This is a genomic window from Paenibacillus sp. FSL H8-0548, from assembly GCF_038630985.1.
GTDB lineage: Bacteria > Bacillota > Bacilli > Paenibacillales > Paenibacillaceae > Pristimantibacillus.
In genome coordinates, this window is record NZ_CP152049.1 from 6,046,495 (window position 1) to 6,063,831 (window position 17,337).

Here is a 17,337-nt window from a genome sequence, read left to right on the forward strand (position 1 = left end):
ACTATGGCGTCTGCTGACTTCTGTACGTTCAGCTTGCCCTCATGAGCAAGGTTACGGAGTTTGCTCCGCCTTCCGTACAGATCTCCCCAGGTAAGAACGCTATCTTCCTCTCCATCTATCTGCTTCATTTACTCTCGTACGCCTTCGGCAGTAAGGACTTTGACTTGTTATGCAGTCTCATCCAACGTACGCTAGCCTTGTATGAAGTTCGTGTTCCTCAGACCGGAGATTTGCCGTCGGCTTCCTTCAGATTCCATCTCGCGATGGACACCCTTGCCTTAAGCTATGGCTACTACTGCCTTCACCATTCGGGACTTGAACCCTAGAGATAGCGCCCATGCTGGGCGCACATAAAGAGCCGCTATTGGCGGCTCTTCTCATATTCGCTCGGGGAATATCCGTAGAATTTTTTGAAGCTTTTGCTAAAATAGCCCGGATCATTATAGCCGACCTTCTCCGCTATATCGGTTAGCCGCACCGTGTTGCGCGCGAGCAGCTCCTTCGCCTGCTGCATCCGATATTGTGTCAAATGATCGCTGACCGTGATTCCAATTTCCTTCTTAAAGACCGCTCGCAGATAACTCGGATTAATAAAGACATGCTGCGCAATCTGCTCCAATTGCAAGCCTGGATCAGCATAATTCTGCTCAATGTATTCCTTCGCCGCCTTGGCTATTTTGGAGGAACGGGTGTTGCGATGCTTGCTATTGTACACGACTGCTTTATGAAACAGCTCCTTGATCCATTCAAAGGTTTGCTCTGCGGACTCGAATTTGCGAATCTCATTGTACGGATAAAATTGCTCGCCGAAGCAATCTGCTATTGGATGCCCTGACTCCTCGAAATAAGAGAGGTTCACCGATACAAGGCCCATGCAAATGACATAAATATAATCAATCGACAGCCGCCGCTCCCGTATCGTTTGAAATACATCGTCAAGCTTGCGCTCAAGCTGCTCCCAGCTGTTCAACCGCAGCAAAACTAGCAGCTCCTCATTCGCCTCTGTAGGATAGAATGGCTGATTGCCGCTGCTCGGCAATTGCTCGCCGTAAGCGATGACGCGGTCATGCCCAAGTACAAATTTGTTTTGCAGTGCTTCAAGCGCCTCGCCGTAGGAGGCATAGACACCTTTAAAGCCCTCCTTGCTGCGGCCGACACCTACGGTAATCGTAAATTTTAAATATTTTTTAATGAGAAAACAAAGCTTCTTGTATCCCTCTAAGGAAGGAATTTCATCGTTATGCCCGCCTTGATGTCTAACCAAGCAAATAATACGCCCTTCGGGCCCGTTAAAAATAAGATGATTCCCGCTCTCCTCCATCGCTTCATTAAGCACATTCGTCACCGCATATTTCATGAGCAGCCGATCGCTCGCCTTGCCCCACTTCCGATCCATATGATCAATTTCAACACAGGCGATCACATAGCAGCCCGTTTCAGCCTGGATGCCCAGCTGCTGAAGCCGCCTAATTGTCTCCTCCTCGGTTAGCGCATATTCTCGGCTAATCAGCTGGCCCAGAAAGCTTTCCTTCATCAGCTCCGTATTTTCCCGCAGCGTGAGCTTCTCCTCCTGCGCCTTCTGATATTGCTGCCGCAGTTTAACGAGCGTCAGCAGCAGCTCGTCCTTGGAGAAGGGCTTCAAAATATAATCCTCGACGCCAAGCTTGAGCGCCTTCCGTGCATAATCAAACTCATTATGACCGGTAATGAGTACAATGCTGACCTCTGGATACAGCTCCTTCAGCTTCTCCGACAGCTCCAGCCCGTCCATAAAGGGCATGGTAATATCAATTAACGCAATGTCCGGACGCTCCGCCTCAACAAGCTCCAGCGCCTCAATTCCATTTCTCGCTTCCATGCTTATGGAGAAGCCCAGCGTCTCCCAATCCAGCACCGATTTCAAATAATCACGAAAAATAACCTCATCATCTACGATCATTACTTTTTGCATCTGATTTCCCCGCCCCTAGCTCGCTTGATACGGAAGCTCTACCGTTACGCTGGTGCCCTGTCCGCTCTTGCTCTCAATTTGCAACCCATACAGCTCACCAAAATACAGCTTTATTCGCTCCTGCACGCTGCTTAGGCCGAATCCTACCTGCTGCTGCGAGTCATGCATGCTCCTCTTTATCGCAAGCAGCCGATCCTCCGCAATGCCTGCGCCATCATCTCTCACGACCACGATAACCTTCTGATCCTCGCGCCTTGCGGTTATTGTAAGCTGACCAAAGCTCGCTTTATTTTTCAAGCCATGATAAATCGCATTTTCCACCAGCGGCTGAATCGTCAGCTTCGGAATCGTACATGCCATAATGTCGGGAGCAATATCCATCTCATAATTAAACACGTCCGAATAACGAATACGCTGAATCGATAAATAATCGCTGACGCTTCTAATTTCATCCTCCAGCCTAATCTGGTCCTTGCCCTGACTAAGTGCCACCCGATAAAAGTCGGCAAGCGCCTTCGTCGTTCGCTGCACATCTCTTGTCCTGCCCATCTCCGACAGCGTATAAATAACGTCCAGCGTGTTGTACAAAAAATGAGGCTTGATCTGCGCCTGCATGAGCGCGAGCTCGTACTCCCGTTTCTTCCTCTGCTCCGCGCTAATGTTGACCAGCAGCTCCTGGACTCGGCCCATCATCGTATTGAAGCCCGAGGCGAGCAGCCCGATTTCATCACCCGAGGTCACTTCAATCTGCTGGTCCAAATTCCCTTCCTTCACCTTCTTCATATGTCTGGACAAATGAACGATGGGCTTAGAAATGACATTGGACAGCAGCCTTGCGCTAAATAGCGCAATTACAAAGCAGACAAGACCGATCAAGAGGATTAAGCTCGTAATTTTGCTCGTATCCTCAGTCAGCAGATTATAAGGCATCATTGATATTAAGTGCCAGTCTAGATTCGAAATATCCGTGCTGATCAACAGCATCTTTCCTTGATTGGTCACTTGAATATTAGTTTTGGCTTTCCCCTCCATGACCCAGCTCCGCAAGGCGGGCTCAGCTACTTGCTCCAGAACGTCTGCCTCGTTTTGCGAGGATACAATAAGCCCATTGCTATTAGCGATAAAATAAGAGCCTTCCTTGATTGAACCTATATTTTTATACACTTCCGATACATCGCTTTCACGAATGTTCAAAATAACATAACCAAGCGGAACACCCGTATTGATGTTGACGATTCGCTTGCCTAGCGTAAGGACAGGCTTCGTCGAGTCCGTAACCAAATAATCTCGTCTTTGCATCGGAAACCATAGATTTGCGCCATTCGATTGCTTCAGCCGCTCCAGCATCTCGCTTGCAGCAGCAAGCTCGGGCTCGCTCTCCATTCTCAAGCTGGAGCCATAAATTCGATTGTTCTGATCTACGAAAGCAGCCGACTCTACATCAGGAAATACGACCATGGCAAAGCTAAGCTGATTGGTGATCTTCGTATAAAGCTGCAGATCAGAAACCTGTCCTCTTGCTTGCTCCTCCACCAGCACCTTATTCAAATTCAAAGTCAGCATATTCGCTGAACTGGTCGCATTCGTCATGATTCCATTAATTTGAGTAATAATGAGCGAGGAATTATCGGATACGTTTTTCACTGTTTTTTCTACAATCGCCTTCGTATAAATATGGTGGGACGCAAAGCCCAGCACGAACAGGGGGACAATGATAAGCGGAACATATACGAGCATAATCTTGTTGCGAATTAATAAATTGCGGAACCATTCGAAGCGTTTTGGCCGCTTATCCATGTTCTCGTTACGCCCCCTAGCCGAAAAATATATTTTTCACCAACTTTACTACATAATATAAAGCGGAAGTAAGCGGTTAATCAACTTAAAAATAGATAAGAGGGGCTGCTCATACACAAATATGCTTAGTTATAATCATTTTTAAACATAAACAGGCAACTTTTCGTTTATGATAAACGAAAAGTTGCCTGTTTTTTTGCTTATTCAATCTAATGCTTATTGAAGAGCTGCTGCATTGTCGTCAGCATTCACGATCACAATTTCAGCATTAGTTATACCTGGTAACGATCTCGTCATGATTGGGGAGTGGTATGCAGTAATTTTCATACCTTCTCGTAAATCAGCACCATTCAAGGACATTGAGATCACTTTAGTGTCATCTGAAATATTTAGAATTATATCGTTAGCCGTAGATTTGTCTGAATTGATATCGACATATACTTGACCTTCCGTTGCAGCGTCCGAGGCTATAATTGTGCCTTCAACTTTGTAAGTATCCATTGCTTTTACAACAATTTTGTCCGCATGAGTCTGACCTGGATAACTCATTGTCATTACTCCATTATAGTAAGCATCGACGCGAACATCACTTTTCAAAGCTGCTTCCGTTAATAAATTTCCATCTTCGTCCACGATTTGAGTATTTTCATCTACGGATAGGATAACATAATCCGACCCGCCCTTTTTCATTGGATTTCCAATTACCGTAAAACGATTATCTGTTGCATTCGTGATAATACCATTTGTACCGATTTCATCTTCCTGAGCGTCTTCTTCCATAATCGTATTCACCAAAATATAGTTGGATGTCGATTGAGGAGGAATACTCATCGTAGCCGCAGGGCCGTAGAATGCTTTGACGCTCATCCCTGGCTGAATCACGCTTGCTTCAATAACTATGCCATTTTGATCTAAAATTTGAGCTTTGTTAGCAAATCGTAGAATAACCGTCTCTTCATTTGATGAATAGATGTCTGTCCCTTTTACTACAATACTGTCTTCCTTCACTTCGGATACTATACCATTAATCCCAAGAAAGCTTTGATCTTGAACAACGAGCGTTAGTGCAGTTCCTTGTGCGGGAAGGCTGCGCGTAATATTCCCTCCGTAAAATGCTTTAACGACTTTTTTCTCATCAATAATCGTTTTTAATGCCACTTTCTTTCCTTTAGAATCAATAATTTTAGTATCTTTAGTAATAGATAAAATGATCTCGCTTTGATCAGTTACAGCAAGACCTCGACCTAATACGGTAATGAATTTACCCGATTTATCATTAACAAAATTAGTAATAAGCCCCATTGTAGCTGGGACAATTTTAGCTTGGTTTTGAATTATCCCTTGTCCATTATGAATCGTAGAGGGTGGAACATTTTGTGCGTATGCGGTAAGCGGAATAATTGCCATGGCTAGAATAGATGTTGTTGCTAACATTTTGTTCATTTTGTTCATCTGTGTTTCCTCCAATGAAGTACCTAAGTTTTTTGTAGTAGGCGTGCTTGCTTACACATTTCTAAACGGAGAAATTTGCTGAATGTTGCTTAAATTGAAAATAAGTTTTTGGTACCTTTTTAAAAGTGACCATTCTGCAAATACAATATTGCAGAGTTACTTGCGTTATTTTTTCCCAATACTAATACAACTGCAACATAATTGGACTGATTCCCGTTTCTACCTTTTGAAACACAAAAAATAGACACCAAGGAGATTGATTACTATGAAAAAAAAATATTTTGCTTTTATGCTCGTTATTGCACTAGGTTTGGTTCTGACTGCATGCTCAGGCTCGAACACAAACTCTGGTACGAATAACAATACTTCCACAAACCAGGAAGCTGAAGTTTCTACGACAAAAACGACCAAAGAAATGGTTGATGAAATGCTTGCCAAAATTGAGCAGCCTTCCTTGGTTGAAATGACTGGGGATATGGTCAACCAAATGTACTATTTCGACGCATCTTTACTCGATCAATATACAATTATGTCCCCAATGATGAATATCAAAACGAATGAAGTTGCCGTGTTCAAAGTGAAAGATGCTAAGGATCTAACAGCCGTCCAAGATGGCATTAAGAAGCGTGCAGCAGATATCCAAAAAACGTTTGAAACCTATCTTCCGGACCAATACGAGAACGCGAAAAACTATAAGCTTGTAACCAAAGGAAACTATGTGTTTTTTGTAATTGCGGATGCTGCCGATGTCGATAAATTCATTAACGCATTTGACTCCTTCTTCGAACAGAAATAACGAGTATGGTATTCAGCAGTCTACTTTTTCTCTTTCTCTTTCTGCCTGCTGTGCTGCTGCTTTATTTCGTATCGCCGTGGAGATTGAAAAACCTCGTATTATTCGCGACAAGCCTCATTTTCTATGCATGGGGCGAGCCCGTGTATATTGCGATCATGCTTCTTTCCACGATTACAGACTACGGCTTCGGACTGCTCCTAAGCAATCCGAAGCGCAGCAGCCTGCAGCGGAAATGGATCGTTGTCGCCTCCATCATCGTTAATTTGACTTTGCTCGGTTATTTTAAATACGCTGATTTTTTGATCCAAAATGTGAATGCACTGCTTGGTACGCAAATCCCGTTAACTGAGCTGGCGCTGCCAATTGGCATATCGTTTTATACGTTCCAGTCCATGTCCTACATTATTGATATCTACCGAGGCACTGCAAAAGCGCAGCGCAACTGGCTCGACTTCGCTACCTTCGTCGCCTTGTTTCCGCAGCTCGTCGCTGGGCCTATCGTTCAGTACTCGACGATCGCAGAGCAATTGCGCCATCGGACCGTCAGCACAGAGCTATTCGCGGAGGGCGTGCGGAGATTCATCATTGGATTAGCGAAAAAAGTGCTGCTTGCCAACAATATCGGCCTCTTATGGAATACGATATCCAGCACAAGCGTAGAATCGATGCCGGCTTTGACTGCTTGGCTAGGGATCATTGCCTTCGCTTTTCAAATTTACTTCGATTTCAGCGGTTATTCCGATATGGCCATTGGGCTTGGCCTCATGTTTGGCTTCCGCTTTAATGAAAACTTCAATCGCCCGTACACGGCGCAAAGCATTACTGACTTTTGGCGTCGGTGGCATATTTCACTCAGCACATGGTTTCGTGACTATGTGTATATACCGCTTGGCGGTAATCGGAAAGGGCCTTGGAAGCAGCTAAGAAACATTATGATCGTTTGGCTGCTGACTGGCATTTGGCATGGGGCAAGCTGGAATTTTCTGCTTTGGGGCTTATATTTCGGAGTTGTTCTCGTTTTTGAAAAATGGCTCGGCCTAAGGCTGCTGCAGCGAATGCCCGTCTGGGTTCGACATATGTACGCATTGCTGCTTATTTTAATCGGCTGGGTATTTTTCGCCTTTGATGAGCTTTCGGCAATGAGCGCTTATTTCGCTGCTATGCTTGGATTTAACGATCAGCCGCTATGGAATGATGAATCGTTGTATCTGTTGTATACGAACGCTATTTTGATTCTGCTATTAGTGCTGGCATCCTTGCCCAAGCGCAAGAAAGAGCTTCGCTTAGCACCGGTCATTCAGCTCGGCTGGCATGCTGTGCTGTTTCTCATGTCAATCGCTTATTTGGTTGACGCCACGTTTAACCCGTTTTTGTATTTCCGTTTTTAATGGTGAAGGAGGCTGGCAAATATGAACAAGAAGACGGATCGCGCTTTTGTATGGGGCTTCGTCAGTATTCTGTTTGCCCTGTCGTTATTATTTTTTGTGCTGCCTGTGCAAGTATTCTCCGACGTAGAAAATCGCACACTGCAGCAAGCACCCAAGCTTACTTGGGAGAACCTTTGGTCCAAGAAGTTTTCGGATGAATCCGAAAGCTATGTGACCGATCATTTCCCTTTCCGGACGGGCTGGGTTTGGTCAAAATCATTACTGGAGCAGCTTCGGCTGCAGCAGGAAAATAACGGCATTTACAAGGGCTCGGATGGCTATTTATTCGAAAAGTTCAATGAGCCGAGTTCCGCAGAGCTCTTGGAATATACAGCGGCGGTAAAGAAATATGCGCTAAATCATCCCGATGCAAATGTAACCTTTATGCTGGCGCCTACCTCTATCGGCCTTTATCCCGAGCGTTTGCCTTGGCTCGCCGAAGCTTATCCGCAAACGAACGTAAACAGCCTTATTGCTGATCAGGTCCAGGGCAGCTTATCGTTTATCAACGGCTTTGACTTTCTGCGTCCGGCTGCCAGCGGCTCCAAGCCGATCTACTACAAAACAGATCACCACTGGACAACCTATGGCGCTTATCTGGCTTATGCTGCTTACGCAAAGAACATGGGCTGGACGCCCGCTGTTGAAACGGATTTTGATATTAAAACCGTTACCGATTCGTTTCTTGGCAGCTATCATACGCGCAGTCAATTCAGCGGATTGGACGCGGATGCCATACAAGCCTATTTACCGAAAAATAGTTTCGCTACTGAAATGTACGTTGCGGATACCGATCAAACGCTCAGCAGCATGTATGATCCGAGCTACTTAGCGAAAAAGGATAAATACTCTTATTTTCTCGGCGGCGTGCATGCGTTATTAACGCTTAAAACCGAGCTTACACCTGGCACAGCTGACCTAGATAAGCTGCTGGTCATCAAGGATTCTTATGCGCACAGCTTCCTGCCATTCCTTACGCAGCATGTGGAACAAATTCATGTCATCGATATTCGCTACTATAATGGCAGCATCAGCGACTACATGGCGGAAAACGGGATTAAGGATGTGCTTCTGCTCTTTAATACAACAACGTTTATAACCGAACGGAATTTGTTGAAGCTGAAATATTAAGAGGATGGCAGCTGGGGCGGTTAATCCTATATTTGTCTGGTGGCGGCAAGAATAGCTGGAAAATCTCCAGTTAAACTAGGCAATACCGAGTCTTTTTCAGATATACAGGGAAAAACACCCGCTAATTTTGTCTGCTTGATCTATTTTGACCCTATTTGTCCAAATTAACGGTAGTTTTTCCATGTATCAAGCTCCAACACGTACAAATCGAAAGATTAGAAGGAGAATTTCCTGTTACTCAAACAGCCTCCTGAGCCTTCACCCACATATCAGCACTGAGCCAATAAACGTGGAGTCTCAATAGTAGTATTATCTACTAGGGGGTTAGTTTTCCTTCTGCTTCTGCGCTTCATAACGCTCTATTGCTTCCTTCGCTAAATCACGCTTTGGCAGCTTGGAGTTAATTACTAGCAGCAATCCAATGACGATAAGCAACAGAATAACAATTAAAATTTCCAGCTTACTCCCTCCGCCCCAACTGTACTCTAGAAAAGCTCAGCTTCTCAAAAAACAGTCTTTTCTATTGGTACGCTGATTCAATCAATCATAACCGCCCTCTGATTCAGGTAAGTTGATGTATTCCTGCTTAGCCTCGACAATGCTTTGAATGTACTCTCGCAATTCCAATACACGCTCTGCATCTTCAGATAACTCACAATATTTGTCCGTCCAAGTAAAAGTTTTCGTTTCTCCATTTATATTGATTTCCCATGTGTCCTCGCTGTAAGGAACACGTTCACAGCCTTTAACCGCTGGTTCCAGCTCCTTCATAGCCATGATGTTTATTTCTCTCATTTTCTCATAAATACTGATCATTTCTTCTTTTGTAAACGCAATTTTTGCAGAAGCTGTCCCATTCATGATCAAATCCTTTGTTGCTGTTCCTTGAAAAGTATTAATTTCGTTTTTGTTAACGGTTCCATATCCGTAGCGGACCATGAAATTAAAAGCATTCGGCATGGTCTTCGGCATCGTATTTTGCTCAGCAGCTTTACTAGGTTTCTGTATCCTTGTTGATTCTATTTTAATATTTTTTTCCGTACTGCAGCCTGCAGTGATTAGCAGCAATACGAATATAAATGAGTATAATCGTTTCATTTGGGTGCCCTCCCATTATTTCTACCTAGCATTTAGACGGGAATAAGAGCTAATAGTTGCGGAATTCGAGCATATCGATTATTTTTTTGCATTACGGAACCGATATATTCCAAAATCTCCAAAGCTTGAAGCTAATATAGCATCGCGAAGCGGATAGAGATTAGGGGTAAATCTTAATTCGATGCCTTTTTCCAAAAGTCGATCCATTAAACGATCTATCGGCTCTACCTGTAATGGTATAACCGTTTGATGTGATACATAATAACCCGCTGTTTTATCCATAAGTTCAAAGCTATCCTCATGAAAGTGATATCTATACAACATTTGCTCGGCGATTTTTGTATACCAACCACTTTCCACTGTAACGATTGTATGCGCAGACGTATGATTGAAAAATAACTGTACATGCTCCTCAGTCGTCTCTTCCGTTCTCCTGCAAACAATGCGGGGACAGTCCCTTGGAACATAATATGAATATTCATTCTCTTCGTCAATCGCCCATACGACGGGCTGACTGCCTGGTATATTTTGATTTTCTCGTGGCACAAATAATTTAATGCTGCTATCCTCGCTAAAATGATATAACATTCCGCACCCTCTTTACTATTGATTGGTATGCTGCAAGGACAAACTTAACTTATCTTAATAATCTTACTGTAATTAGGTTTTCAATTTCCATAGATAAAATACGATTTCCTACCTAAGTATGGAGAATAATAATATTCATTATAAAGCCTACGGCCGAGTTCGTGTGTAGTCAAATCAAAGTAATGCACTTTCTGCAATAGAAAGCAAAAAAATGAGCGATTTTCAGAGCTACATTGCACAAAATACAGGCCTGTTGATTATCCAAGTATTAGGATAAGGGGAAGGTGTGGAAATAGATCTATTTATTAGATCTATTTCAGCATTTTAAGCTAAGTTGGCGAATTTAGATCTAAAAAATAGACCTATTTCATCGCAAAGCGGGCATGATGTGCCCATTTGTTGGGAAGGTGTAAGAATAGATCTATTTATTAGATCTATTTCAGCGTTTTAAGCTCATTTGGTGGATTTAGATCTAAAAATTAGACCTATTTCACCGTAGAGCGGGCATGATGTGCCCATTGGTTGGGAACGTGTGTGAATAGGTCTCTGTAGTCGTCCTATTTCTGCTGGGAATGGATAAGCTCTTTTCAAATCACATTCCCTTTTACTGGGTAATCAACAGGCCTGTATAAAGCGCAATGTAGAGGCGGCAGATGGGCTCAACTAACCCAACTATCCAGCTTATATCAACTGACGACTTACACCTTACCATCTTGTATGCTATCTCGCTAACTAACTTCTGCTTGAGTTATTACTTCCAAAAAAAATCCGCTAATCAACTTAGGATAAGTTAACTAGCGGAAATGTTTATGATTTATCTACAACGCTTAACACAGTAAGCTTATATTCTTCTTCACCGATACGGATAATGCTGTCCGCCGGGATATCGACCTGCTTGCCGAGATTAACTTCAACCCGGCTTCCATAACCATTGAGCTCATTCGCCTCATTGCTGCCGATGTCTGGCAGAGGGCTAGTTTCTGCTTGACTCCCCGAATCAGAATCAGATTCAGGCGCATTAGGATTGGTTGTCGCAGAACTGCTCCCTGAAGCACCCGAATCACTCGAAGCAGCCGTTCCGTATTCCGCATCTGATACAGGCGTTGCAGCAGGCAAAGATGCAGACGGTTCCGTTGACTCCGAAGGCTGCTGCGACCATTCTCCGGAAGGTGCGTCTGTAACACTGCCATTTGCCGTATCCGTGCTGCAGTTAGAGGCTAGCATCAGCTTAGTATATTCAACCTTTTCAATGCCCGCCGACTCTATAGTTAACGAGCTCGGTGCAAACTGTTCACAAGCGGCTGCGTCCTTGAACAAGAACACTAGGGAGGTTGTTGCCTCCTGCCCCTCGATTTCCGGCTGCAGCTCCGCATAAACGAGCGTATCTGGACCCGTCATATTCGCTTCAGCAGTAGGCTGAACCCCAGGCAAAATGGCCCCTTCCTTCCCCTCATCGCCTTTGTTCGCATTAGAGTAAATGAACCCGGCAACGATCAATACAACTCCGAGGCCCGCAATCGTTGTTATCATCTTCGCTTTCGAATTCCGAAAAAATAATAAGGGATTGCCCGAGGAAAGCTCTCGTTCAGCCTGCTTATATACAGCCTTAAGGAAGGCCCCTCCCTTGTCGAAATGCTGTTTCCGATTCGCACGTTTCTTGAAAGCATCGCGGTCATATTTCACAAAATAGCTGACAATCGCTGAGGAATATGCAGGTACGAACCCTCTTGGCCTCATGAATTCAGACTGCTGCTCAGACCATTGAAAAAACTGATAAATCATTTCCTTATTCGGAGCATGACGATGCAAATAGTCCAGCAATCCCACATAATCTACTGTCTCTGTATCGGTACTGCGCAGAAACGCCAGCATAAGCTGCGGAAAATCAGCTCGATCCAGCTGTCCCTCCAGCAGCCCGCGTCCTGCCAACTGTACAAGATCAATCTCCGGCGGCGACAGTCTGTCGAACAATGAAGCTGACGGCTTAGGCTGCACAAACCATTCATACAAGGCAAGCAGCATAACGGCTGCCGAGCTCTGACGCGGATCCTGCAGCTTTCCGTTCCAGCGCTGCAGCCGATCCTTATGGCTTAGGAAATCTGCTGACGCAAGCTGATCCTTGGTGATCCTGCTCAGCTCAAGCTCAGCAAGCGTCGTCCGATAGACAGCAAGCTCCAGCTCCCGATATAAATCCCCAGCTTCATCCGAGGATCGCTGTTTTTCTATTCCATCCAGCCTGCGCAGCTGCTCGAAGGCTCTGCTAACCGCTGGGAGCGAATAGCGCTCACGCTCAAGCTTGCCTTGCAGCTGCTGACGGGCTAGTGTATGGAAAGGCGCATAACCAAGCAGCTTAGGATGCACGCTGCCCCACTCCTCAATGAGCTGAAGCACGCTTTTGGCACCTGATACCGCTTGAAGCTTCTTCTCCAGAAAGGGCAGCAGTAATGTGTCGGCCAGCCGCGAACCAGCAAGCAGCGACTTAAAAAAGGCTTTGCTTAAATTCGGACTGCTTTCAATTGCCGCATAAAGCGCAGCCGCTGCTTCCTGATCGTTCTGCTTGTTCGCATTATTGAGCGCTGAGATGAAGAAAGAGATCATCTTGCCCTCAAGATTTTTGCCATCGATTCGGTAATACTCCTTGAAGACATCCACAATGAACGCCTCGGGAACTGCCCCTTGCCGTACACGATCAAATTCATAATCGAAGCGTGACAGAAGAATATCATTCAGCCGAATTTTTGAATCTATTGAGCCTGATGGCTCCAAATAATCGAGCAGGCCTCGCAGCACCGCGCTTTTATGCGCTTCATAGAGCGATTCATTGCCCTCCTCAATTTGATAAATAATGCATAGCTCATGATAGCTGGATGCAGCTGTTTGACGCTCTGCCCCCATATCTGCCAGCATTAACTGAGCAAATTGAAAGAAGCTCTCCGCGCGATCCGGTCGCTCTAGCATGTCCCAAGCGAAATCCAAATACGGCTGCTCCGCTCCATCCAAATCCACATTCATGATCCGGCCGCTCACGAAATCAAACGTAAAATCCTTCTCGATGCTTCGATCTCCCGGGCGTAGGCTCCCCTGCTCAACGAACGTTAAATGCACTGATTTTCTACTTTGCGGCTCCTTGGCATAGGTGATAAAGCCAAGCTGCTTGCGATAGGCATAAGGCAGGCTCGCATAAAGCACCATCAGAAGCTGCTTGGCTTTGTCCGGCAGTTGAGCAATAGGCACATCAAGCGAAACATATATTTTCTTCTTGCCGCCAACGGCTGCCATCACCGCATAAAGCAGCTGCTTGAAAGCCTTCTCTCCAATATTCAGCAGTGCTAATATGGAACGATACGAGGGTCTAACTACAGCCGCCCTCTCAAGCGGCAAATGCGCAAGCTCTGCGATCTCTGTCCCCTTGTCAATATCATAGCTGTCCGTAAAGGATGCTCGCAGCCAGCTCTCATAAGGACTGACTGACTCATCTTCATGACCGCTTGGAATAACATAGTTATGTGTAAAGAACGCGCTGCGAAGCCCCGTGAAATCTGCTGCCTGATACACGCTGCGTCCCAGCAGGATATCGCCATTATCCAAATGGAGCAAATGCATCGTCTCTGGATATGCCGCTCCGTCCTTCTCACCGCGTGTGGAAAGCTCCGCAGGTGCGTCGTATACACAGAAGGGATGCAGCACTTTTTTGATAAAAGCAGGCTCTAAACCGTTTGATTTGGCGATCGTGTCGTAGCCTTCCGTGGATCTGAAAATACCGCGTCTCTCCCGTGCGTACAGCTGCTGCTGGATCATCCTGCGGGGCTTGGAATCGCGCACTATTCTCTTCTCCCCTCAATGTAGTTCAGCTTATAAAGCAGCCAAATGAAAGGCTCATCCACTCGGATTGGGCTAACGACGGTTTGCAGCTTCTGATCCACGGGGTTGCTGCCAAGCGCGGATACGGCGTAATACGCGGTATCTCTGAAATAAACGTCCATCGTACCTTTGAAGGGCCGATCGACCTTCTCAATAAAGCGGCGGATTTCTCCATCGATATTTTCGAATTCTGTCAGGTTAAAATAATTGCGGTGCACCATATTGTTGAAAACATTGCTGTTCGATTTAATGTATTCCCCATCCTCATCCTTAAGCGAATGAAGCATGTCGCTCTTCGTCAGCACGACGGCGGTCGGAATATCCGTTTTGTTGTTCTCCTGATAAGCGATGAAATCGCCGAACATCGTTAGCACGACATCGCGCGGCTCATCGTATTGGGAGACCCATTCTCCCGGCTTGTCGCCGAGGTTCATTCTTATTTTCTCGCGAATGGAACGAATTTGCAGCGGATCAACCATCAGCAGAATGCCTGCCGAGTTTTTGATATGCTGGCCGTGAAGGCCAAGGTAATCCTGCTCCACCATACCCTCGCCCGCCACATCAAAAAATACGAGCGTAAGCGGCGGCTTCGATTCATCCTTAAACACAAATTGGAAAATGAAAGGCTCCTGCATTTTCTCCTTTTGGGTGGAAGCAAGCAGATCGCCGCGCTCGAATAACGGCTCCTCGTAATAGGTACGGAACTTGCGGCTAATCTCGGCATTAAGCGGCATGCAGGCTGCATCAAAATGGTCTGCTGTCGTATTTTGAAGCGTATGAATTAATGCCGTCATATACACCGATTTACCAACCTGAGATGCGCCGATAATTGAAATGATGTTGCTTGGCGCCTTGCCCGCCGTTACTGGAAGCTCGTTATGGCATTTCGGACATAGCCTTCTGCGTGTCAGCTCTCCGTACCGATCATTAATGCCAATGAGCACATGGTCGGAATAGACGCGGTATTCCTCCGGCACATCTACCGGATGCAGCACCGCCTCCATATCGTGAACGGAATCAAGGCCAAAGCGCTCCCGATATTTATTGAGCTCCTCATCCTCTCCAAGCGCATAATCCTCATCGTCCTCACGGGAATGGGTAGCGCGGAAAACGACCTCATCCGGCGTAAACTTGCTAAAGCAGTAGGGGCACACAATATCATAAAATAACGGCCGCTGCTTTGGCTCTGGTTTCTTCTTAAAAAGATCAAAAATACCCATCCGATCTGCCTCCTTTATACTGAAATCAGCTCGTACATTTGCCCATAGGCTCGGCCATCTGTGAAAAACAATCGAATATAGTCCTGTTTGCCAACCTCAATGGCTGGCAGAACATTTTTTCCCGCCGCGAACGGCGCAACGAAGGGATACTGCAAGCCGTCCTCTTTATTCGCAGGGTAACCGCCTTGCTTCTTCACATAGCAGAGTACATCCTTGGCGATCGGCACTTCTGGCGTAACCTGAATTTGAATCGTTTTGAGCTTTCGAAAAAAACCGCTCTTGTCAGAAATTGAATAATATATTTTAGCCTTGCCGGCACTGATTTCTATTCTGTTCTCACGATTCTGCTGAAGGATAAGCTGCGGGCCGCCGCTCCCTTCCAAGCAAGCATATACGGTGAAAATATATCGCCCGAAGCCCTCGATTCGGATATGATAGCCGTTGTTCGCTTTATATTCCGCCTTCGTGTACAGCTTCATATTTGCAGCGTTCTCACCGCTAATCTCCGCCTGCTCAGCAGATACCTTCCCAATATAGACCGCGTCTAAATCACGCGGCCAAATCCAGCGCAGCGTACAGCGGTCCTCCTCCATAGTACGGGTCAAGCCGCTGATCATAGGAGAAGCCGCCTCCGCATCCATAAAACGCATTTACATCCGCCTCCCGCATCGTTTAAAATCCATGGCTGCGGCTGTCCTTTGCCCGCCCGCTGAAGCCTGTAGAGGAAGGCTCAGCCTTCTTGCCACCGCTTCTTCCGCCACTGCGCGGCTTAAGGCTGCTGCTCTCTCTAACCGGTACAATAAGCGTAAATGCACCAATAATTGCCGCCAGTACAAGGATCGCTATAAAGCGAATGAAGCCATCTGAGAACGCATGCCCGGATAATCCATATTCCAAAATAAATCCAGCCAGCAAGCCTGAGACGATGCCTCCAGCGCCAAAGCTTAGCGCAAGGAAACGATTGTCGAACATTAACCCCAGCGATACTCCAATAGCTGCACCGATAATGGCTAATGATAAAATCCGCAGCAGCGTGTAGAACGTACTATGCTCCATCACACCTGTACGGTCCGTTATGAGGGTCCGATTATCAAGCTTGTTGTATATATTTTGGAAGACGAGCGCTATTCCACCTGCTTCTGATACATCGTAATAGCTTCCTCCGGTAGAATCCGCGATTTGCTGAAGCAAAGCTGTGCCTCTAGCATCTACGACACTAAGGCCAACCGTATTGACGACTACCTGCTGTGCTTGATAGGCTTCAAGCTGCCGACTGATATTAGATTCACTGAACCCATCGGACAGCAAAATAACCATCGTGCCGCGCTCTGCATATTTTTTGCTCTCAATCGTCTTCATCGTCTCCGCCAGCGCTAGGCTAAAATTGGTTCCGCCATCCGTCGGCTCAAGCGCATCAATCGCCGCATTCACTTCATCCTTCTCAGCCTGCGACTTCACAGAAACGAAGGGCTGCAGCAATTCGGCTGTATTGCTGAAGACGACTACAGCCACTCGTTTATCGTCCTTCATGTTTTCAATCAGCTGCTTAGCAGCCGTATAGCGCTCGTTTTCCGGGTCTGTCTCCAGCATGCTCCCCGAGTTGTCTATGACGAGCACGATATCCTTTACCTGCTTGCTGCCGCCGAAATGCAGCCCGTAAAGAAGCTGCAGCAGCGCTCCAACCGCAAACAGCAGCACCAGTGTAGCTGGTACGAGCAGCTGCCACGATAAGCCTGTATAACGCGCTCGCCAGGAAGAACCGTTCAAACGAGGCGCAATCATCTCGGCAATCAAGCAGGACAGCCCGATGCAGAGCGCAAGAACGCCAAAGTAGAGACCTGCGACGACAAAGCGCGGCCAGCTCTCGAGCAGCGCGCCTAGTATAATCTCGCCGATTGCGAACCCCACTGTACCGCCAATTAAGCTGAACAGCAGAAGCAGCCAATTTATTTTTCGTTGCATATTGAAAGCATCCTTTCCGCACTTGCTAGTGGACCGCAGCTATTACCTAGTCAT

The 17,337-nt window shown here is 46.1% G+C and carries 13 protein-coding genes; 4 read left to right on the forward strand and 9 right to left on the reverse strand.

Features of this window, described 5'->3' with window-relative positions; all coding sequences use genetic code 11:
- Window positions 1–41 precede the first annotated feature (41 nt).
- Window positions 42–326 (forward strand): hypothetical protein, encoded by a 285-nt coding sequence (locus MHI37_RS25870; protein ID WP_179090146.1) that lies wholly within the window; start codon window positions 42–44, stop codon window positions 324–326.
- A 35-nt stretch (window positions 327–361) separates the two neighbouring features.
- Here MHI37_RS25870 and MHI37_RS25875 read toward each other — a convergent pair whose 3' ends face one another.
- The 3 genes from MHI37_RS25875 to MHI37_RS25885 form a co-directional block, all read right to left on the reverse strand.
- On the reverse strand, window positions 362–1,951 hold the full coding sequence (locus MHI37_RS25875; RefSeq protein WP_076335958.1) for a response regulator: 1,590 nt from the start codon (window positions 1,949–1,951) through the stop codon (window positions 362–364).
- Window positions 1,952–1,966: 15 nt separating this feature from the next.
- The gene (locus MHI37_RS25880; RefSeq protein WP_076335957.1) at window positions 1,967–3,748 is read right to left on the reverse strand and encodes a sensor histidine kinase; all 1,782 of its coding nucleotides are present in this window, start codon (window positions 3,746–3,748) and stop codon (window positions 1,967–1,969) included.
- A 216-nt stretch (window positions 3,749–3,964) separates the two neighbouring features.
- Window positions 3,965–5,200, reverse strand: a complete 1,236-nt coding sequence (locus MHI37_RS25885; protein ID WP_076335956.1) for a peptidase — start codon at window positions 5,198–5,200, stop codon at window positions 3,965–3,967.
- A gap of 265 nt (window positions 5,201–5,465) precedes the next feature.
- On the opposite strand from MHI37_RS25885, the gene MHI37_RS25890 reads away from it, so the two are divergent.
- Genes MHI37_RS25890 through MHI37_RS25900 form a run of 3 tightly spaced genes read left to right on the forward strand, consistent with a single transcriptional unit; the run spans window position 5,466 to window position 8,554 of the window.
- Window positions 5,466–5,996, forward strand: a complete 531-nt coding sequence (locus MHI37_RS25890; protein ID WP_076335955.1) for a DUF4358 domain-containing protein — start codon at window positions 5,466–5,468, stop codon at window positions 5,994–5,996.
- Between the two features lie 5 nt (window positions 5,997–6,001).
- A complete protein-coding gene (locus tag MHI37_RS25895) occupies window positions 6,002–7,384 on the forward strand; it encodes an MBOAT family O-acyltransferase (protein ID WP_076335954.1) in 1,383 nt (460 codons plus the stop codon).
- Window positions 7,385–7,405: 21 nt separating this feature from the next.
- On the forward strand, window positions 7,406–8,554 hold the full coding sequence (locus tag MHI37_RS25900) for a DHHW family protein (protein ID WP_076335953.1): 1,149 nt from the start codon (window positions 7,406–7,408) through the stop codon (window positions 8,552–8,554).
- A 540-nt stretch (window positions 8,555–9,094) separates the two neighbouring features.
- Here the strand turns inward: MHI37_RS25900 and MHI37_RS25905 are convergent.
- The 6 genes from MHI37_RS25905 to MHI37_RS25930 all read right to left on the reverse strand — a co-directional run bounded on the left by MHI37_RS25905 (window position 9,095) and on the right by MHI37_RS25930 (window position 17,283).
- A complete protein-coding gene (locus MHI37_RS25905) occupies window positions 9,095–9,652 on the reverse strand; it encodes a hypothetical protein (protein WP_076335952.1) in 558 nt (185 codons plus the stop codon).
- A 78-nt stretch (window positions 9,653–9,730) separates the two neighbouring features.
- Window positions 9,731–10,240 carry a DUF6886 family protein gene (locus MHI37_RS25910; protein WP_076335951.1) on the reverse strand — a complete coding sequence of 170 codons (510 nt, stop codon included), beginning with the start codon at window positions 10,238–10,240 and terminating at the stop codon, window positions 9,731–9,733.
- Between the two features lie 807 nt (window positions 10,241–11,047).
- A complete protein-coding gene (locus MHI37_RS25915; protein WP_076335950.1) occupies window positions 11,048–14,062 on the reverse strand; it encodes a hypothetical protein in 3,015 nt (1,004 codons plus the stop codon).
- Entirely contained in the window at window positions 14,062–15,321 is a 1,260-nt protein-coding gene (locus tag MHI37_RS25920) for a hypothetical protein (RefSeq protein WP_076335949.1), read from the reverse strand. Before MHI37_RS25920 ends, MHI37_RS25915 begins: the two co-directional genes overlap by 1 nt.
- Before the next feature lie 14 nt (window positions 15,322–15,335).
- Window positions 15,336–15,971 carry a beta-mannanase gene (locus MHI37_RS25925; protein ID WP_076335948.1) on the reverse strand — a complete coding sequence of 212 codons (636 nt, stop codon included), beginning with the start codon at window positions 15,969–15,971 and terminating at the stop codon, window positions 15,336–15,338.
- Window positions 15,972–15,993: 22 nt separating this feature from the next.
- Entirely contained in the window at window positions 15,994–17,283 is a 1,290-nt protein-coding gene (locus tag MHI37_RS25930) for a vWA domain-containing protein (RefSeq protein ID WP_076335947.1), read from the reverse strand.
- Between the last annotated feature and the right edge of the window lie 54 nt (window positions 17,284–17,337).